This is a genomic window from Frankia sp. AiPs1, assembly GCF_023716945.1.
GTDB lineage: Bacteria > Actinomycetota > Actinomycetes > Frankiales > Frankiaceae > Frankia.
In genome coordinates this window covers 1-5,674 of the sequence record NZ_JAMQQF010000388.1, presented here as the reverse complement: position 1 = coordinate 5,674, position 5,674 = coordinate 1, and the positions used below count along the sequence as shown (strand labels likewise).

Here is a 5,674-nt window from a genome sequence, read left to right as displayed (position 1 = left end):
ATCGTGGGGCCGGCGGCCGGCGCGCGTCGGGCGCCGACGAACCCGACGCCCACGCCGAAGGGGAACCGTCGGCACGCCGCCGCCCAGATCGTGCGGCTGCCCCCGACGGGGCCGCTGATGTCGGGCCTGCTCGCCGCGCCCGGCGCGTGGGAGATCAGGACGTTGCACCTCGAGCCGGGGGACGTGCTCATCGCCTACACGGACGGGCTGGTCGAGGCGCGCGACGCCGACGGGCGCCAGTTCGGCGCGCACCGGCTGATCGCCGAGATTTTGCGCGACCCCGGCCGCACCCCGGTGGGCCTGCTCGACGACGCCTTCGACGCCGTGCGCCGGCATGCCCCGGGCCGGCAGGGCGACGATCGCACTGCGATCATCCTGGCTCGCACCAGCGAGCCGGCGGCGATCACCGGCGGGCGGTCCTAACGCCGACAATCGGCGTGGTTACCGGGGTTTTCGGGTACATCTTGCACCATGAACGACGAGCCCGGCACGGACCGGCCCACCCGCTCGAACCGGACCCTGCGCTCCCTGCCGTCCCGCCTCAGCCCGCTGCGGCTGATCGCCACCATCCTGCTCGCCGTGCTCGTCGTCGGCCTGATCGCGGTGGTGGCCGGGTGGCGGCCCAGCCTCAACCCGTTCAAGGAGCGGACGATCGACCGCAGCTCGCCGGCGGTGCTGCGCTCGCTGGAGGATCTCAGCGCCTACCATGCCGCCGGCGCGCACTTCGAGGTCGTCGTCGATCTCGAAGACGACACCAAGTGGATCCCGGCGGCCCTGAAGGGCGAGCGCACGCTGTTCGTGGGGGTCGGCACGGTCGACTCGACGGTCGACTTCGGCCACCTCGACGCCGATGCGGTCACGGTCTCGCCGGACCGCCGATCGGTGACCATCGAGCTGCCGAACCCGACCCTGTCCACGCCGGTGCTGGACCTTGATCACAGCTACGTCGTCGCCCGCCAGCGCGGCGCGCTGGACCGGGTCGGCGGCCTGCTCGGCGGGGTCAGCAGCGACAAGGGGCTGTATCAGAAGGCCTCGTCGAAGATGACCGACGCGGCCAAGACCGACGGCCAGGTCATCGAGCTGGGCAAGAAGAACACGACCGCCATGCTGCGCGGTCTGCTGGGGGCGCTGGGCTTCACCGACGTCCGGGTGACCTACGCCGCCGACCGCCGCTAGCCGGGTGGCCCGCCGGCACCGCCGGCCAGGGCCGAGGCCGGGGGACGCAGCCGTCCCCCGGCCGCCGGCCGGCCAGCCGAGCAGGCGGCTCAGCCCCGAGCCGCCTGTTCGGCGACCACCCGGTCGATCTCCGCCTGGAAGTGCTCGGAAATCTTTATGACGTGCGGTTCCCGAAGTAGATAAAAATGTTCACAAGGGACGTAGTGAGTGTCGTGGCTGCCGGTGAGGAAAGCCGACCAGGCGTCCGCCGAGTCCGGGTTCTCGGCCGATCGGTAGACGAGGGTCCGGCCGGCCCACGGCTGCGGCCGGTAGAACCGTTCGAGCAGCCTGCCGTGATTGAAGAAGACGTCGAACTGCTCCATTCCGCCGAACTGCACCACGCCGGTGAGCGGAATCTGCACCATTTTCTTGAGGGTCGCGATGTTGGTGAAGTTCGTCCGCTGTTCCGGCAGCAGCCGCTGGGTGAAGCGGGCCAGCCGGTGGCGATAGGTGCGGGCGTGTTCCTGCGCACCACTGGGTGGCGGCACCGGCGCGCCGGCTCCGTTCGCGGTGTCCGCGTGGTCCGTGGCCGGCGCCGCGTCGTCCTCCTCGCCGGACGTGATCCGCAGGGAGGACGGCAGGTAGGTGTCCATGATCGACAGCAGGCCGACCTCGTCACCGGCCGCGGTGAGCTGCTGGGCGACCTCCATCGCGATCAGACCGCCGAGGGAGTGCCCGGCCAGCAGGTAGGGGCCCCGCGGCGCGATGATCCGGATGATTTCCAGATGGCGGCGGGCGGTCTTCTCGACGCTCCAGTCGGGGAAGCCGCGCCGTTCCAGGCCGTGCGCCTGGAAGGCGTAGACCGGCTGGTCGTCACCGAGGCGGCGGGCGAGCGAGTGGAAGCCGAGTGCGAGCGCGCCGGCCCCGGCGAAGCAGAACAGCGGCGGGCGCGAGCCGGTGGTGCGCAACGGCACGACGGTCGGATGGCGGGGGCCGGTCTGCTGGGCCAGCGAGACCGTCCGGGCGAAGGCGCCGAGCGTGGGGGCGTCGACCAGGGCCGACGACGGCAGGGAGACCCCGAGCTTCTCGCCGACGAGAGTGAGCAGCTCGTTGGCGGCCAGCGAGTCGCCGCCGAGCTCCATGAAGTCGTCCTCGATCCCCACCTCCTCCAGGTCCAGGACCCGGGTCCAGATGTCGGCGACGACGATCTCCCACTGGGTCCGCGGCCGGGCGGACCCGGCGGGGGCCGCGGGTGGGGGCGGCAGGGCGCCGCGGTCGACCTTGCCGCGCTCGTTGCGGGGCATCTCCGCCAGCGCCACGATCGTCGTGGGCACCATCCAGATGGGCAGCCGCTCGCGCAGCGCCCGGCGGATGCGCACCGGGGACAGCGTGTTGCCGTTCACCGCCGGGACGACGTAGGCGACCAGGCGGTTCTGCACCCCGGTAGTCACCGCGGTGACCACCGCCTCGGCGATTTCCACGGAGTTCAGCAGGGCCGCCTCGACCTCGCTCGGCTCCACCAGGTATCCGCGGATCTTCACCGCGGCGTCGCGCCGGCCGAGCAGCACCACCGTGCCGTCGGGTTCGAAGCGGCCGAGATCGCCGGTGCGGCAGGTGGTCCGGCCGTCCGGGCGTGGAGTGAACTTCTCCGCGGTCAGCTCCGGGCTGCCCCAGTAGCCCGCGGACAGATACGCCGAGGTCACCTCGACGTCGCCGGACTCGCCGGGCCCGGCGATGGTGCCGTCCTCGCGGCGGAAGACGACTTCCTTGCCGGGGGCGGGCAGCCCCGCCGGCACGGTGCCGGCGGGCACCGGCGCGTCCGGCGCAATCTCGAAGAAGCCCAGCGAGGCGATCTCGGAGGCGCCCGACCAGTTCACGTAGGTGCAGGTGGCCGGCACGTGCGGGCGCAGCGCGGCGATGTCGCGGCCGTACGCGGCCTCCCCGCAGGTGGTGACGATCCGCAGATCGGCGAGGACCTCGTCCGGTCCGAGCGCGCCGAGCAACGCCCGCAGCAGCGACGGGGTGGTCTGCAACGCCGTCAGGCGCTGGGCGTTGATCCAGTCACCGAGACCGGGCAGCCCCGCCGACCGAGGGTCGTAGGCGTAGAGGCCCGCGCCGTTGAGCAGGCCGAACACGACCACGGTGATCCCCGCCGCGAACGAGTACGGCAGCACCAGCGCCAACCGGTCGCCGGGCGCGAAGCCGAGGCGCTGCGCGCCGGCATAGGCGTCGCACAGGAACGTGCCATGCGTCCACACGACGCCCTTGGGCGCACCGGTGGAGCCGGAGGTGAACACGATGCAGGCCGGGTCGGTGAGCTGCGGCTCGGGCCACCAGACCGCGTCGGCCCCGTTGGCGGCGATCCACTCGGCGCCGTCGCTGGCCGCGGCCGCGAGGTCGAGCACCAGCCGGGGACCGTCGCCGGCCAGCAGCTCCAGCAGCGGTTTCGGGTCGACCGTCGCCGCGACGGCCGCCGGCGCCTCCGGTGACCCCACCGGCCGCAGGCCCACCGTGGAGCGGGCCACCGAGCCGTCGCCCAGGTCGGTGATCAGCGCGACGCAGCCGGCCTGACGGATGATCTGAGCCATCCGCTCGGCCGGCACCATCGGATCGAGCGGGACGACCGGCCGGCCGGTCTTCATCGCCGCCAGCACGCCGAGCAGCCCGGGGACCCCGTGCGAAAGCAGCGTCGCCACCGGGCCGTCCTCGGTCGCGTCGAGGCGCCCCAGCACGGCCACCGCGATCTCGTCCGTACGGCGGTCGGTCTCGGCGAACGTCATCGTGACGCCCGGGGACACCACCGCCGCAGTGTCGGGCAGGTGCGCGGCGACCTCGCGGAACCGGCTGACCACCGAGGCCGGTAGCCGATCGAAGTCCAACGCGGGGAAGGGAACGTCACCTCCGGGCGTCGCGACCGCCAGAGCCGCGCGCCGATCGCTCTCGTTCAATGCCACTCCTTGTCCTCTGTGCTGCCGGCGCCATCGGTCCGTGACAGATGACTCTCGACCACGTGCTCTCGCCGATCGTGGGATCGTCAGTCGCGCGCGACCGAGCGGTCCGTCGGAATCGCCCCGCAGGCCCGTCGCCGCAGCGACGGACGGGTGGGGCTGCCGGCGAGATGCCGCCTGACGGGAGTGGGTCGTTCTGGGCGACCCCGCCAAGGAAACACGTGCGGCGCTGCAACCGTTCGCTCGAGGTACACGAACAGCCTCCCCAGCATGCAGTCCGGTATAGCGTGGGACTTTATACCACGATGGTGTGGCTTACTTGTCGTCACCCCTCGTAACCTTGACGGAAGTGTCGGTTTACCCGCCCGTAATCGGGCCCGACGTTTCTCCAGTCCGTAAGGATTTCGCTGGTCTTGCCGGATATTCCGGCTACGGCGCGAACCGGTCACCCGGTGCTGATCTGCGCTCCTCGGGCATTCTCCCGACGGCGCGTCACGGCGTCGGCGGCAGCTTGGCCGGGGTTCGGCGCGGGGGCCGTTCGGCGTGTCCGCCGGTCGCCGGCGGCCCCGCCCCCGGAGTTCGTCGGCGGAGTTCGTCGGCGAGTTCGGGGCGGAGTTCGGGGGCGGCACGGTCGGGGGGTGCTGGCTCCCGTGCGCCTGCCCGGATGCAGGGTTTGTTCCGGGTACGCGAGCCCCGGTGGTGTCCCCTCGCCGTCTTGCCCCGCACGGGGGAGGAACGAGCACTTCTCGGGCAGCCCGAACGGGCCGGGCGCGGCACCGCGGCGACCGGGTCCGGGTACCCCCGCGGACGATCGTGGTGGTCGCCCCGGCGACCACGGCCGCGAGATCGCGACCACGGTGTCACCTGGGTCACCCTGGACCAGAAGTGCTGCCGGGGCTTGCATCCCGAAGATTGAGCGTCCTAGACTCATGAACTGTGAACGACGGACGGGCTGAAACCGGAGGCGATGTGGCGAAGGACCGCCGGGATGCGCCTCGGGGTGGCCCGGACCGCCGTGACACCAGAGATCGATCACAACGAGGGAGGCCCTTGTGAGCACCTACCTGTGGGACCCGTTCGCGGCGCTGGGGCGGATGGACCGGGAGTTCGATGAGATCGTTCGGCGCGCCTGGGGCACCCGGCGCCCGGCGCTCGCCGGCCGCTCCGAGAGCGCGCAGCTCGCCGTTCCCTCGGCCGACGTCGTCACCGAGGGCGAGGACGTGCTGATCAATCTCGAGCTTCCCGGGGTGGACGTGGAGCACGACGTCGTCGTGGAGATCGACCGTGGCCGCCTGGTCGTCCGTGGCCGCCGCGGTGGCCGGCGGGAGCTGGAACGCGCCGGTCGTGTTCACCGCGAGAGCTGGTCGGGCAGCTTTCGCCGGGAGTTTCAGCTCCCCGAGCGGGTCGACGCCTCGCGGATCTCCGCGGGCTACGACCGGGGCGTGCTGACCGTCCGGCTCGCGGGTGCGGCGGTCGAGCCGAAGGCGACCCGCATCGCGGTCAACGCGGCGAGCGGCGACCACCCGGCGGCGGACGCCGCGAACCCGGCCGAGGTCGCCTCGGCCCAGCCG

4 protein-coding genes are annotated in these 5,674 nt (G+C 72.3%); 3 read left to right on the top strand and 1 reads right to left on the bottom strand.

Going from position 1 to position 5,674, the window contains the following annotated elements; all coding sequences use genetic code 11:
- Nucleotides 1-423: PP2C family protein-serine/threonine phosphatase (locus tag ND748_RS23595; protein WP_251748149.1), on the top strand; the 423-nt coding region annotated here is incomplete at its 5' end.
- 48 nt (nt 424-471) lie between these two features.
- Nucleotides 472-1,176 (top strand): DUF4230 domain-containing protein, encoded by a 705-nt coding sequence (locus tag ND748_RS23590; protein ID WP_251748148.1) that lies wholly within the window; start codon nt 472-474, stop codon nt 1,174-1,176.
- A gap of 89 nt (nt 1,177-1,265) precedes the next feature.
- On the opposite strand, the gene ND748_RS23585 is transcribed toward ND748_RS23590, so the two are convergent.
- Nucleotides 1,266-4,109, bottom strand: a complete 2,844-nt coding sequence (locus ND748_RS23585; RefSeq protein ID WP_251748147.1) for a non-ribosomal peptide synthetase — start codon at nt 4,107-4,109, stop codon at nt 1,266-1,268.
- 1,046 nt (nt 4,110-5,155) lie between these two features.
- Between ND748_RS23585 and ND748_RS23580 the strand changes: the two genes are divergently transcribed.
- Nucleotides 5,156-5,674: Hsp20/alpha crystallin family protein (locus ND748_RS23580; protein ID WP_251748146.1), on the top strand; the 519-nt coding region annotated here is incomplete at its 3' end.

What these genes read in the sequence shown, in the direction of transcription:
- ND748_RS23590 (WP_251748148.1), top strand. Translation starts at nt 472, where the DNA reads ATGAACGACGAGCCCGGCACGGACCGGCCCACCCGCTCGAACCGGACC.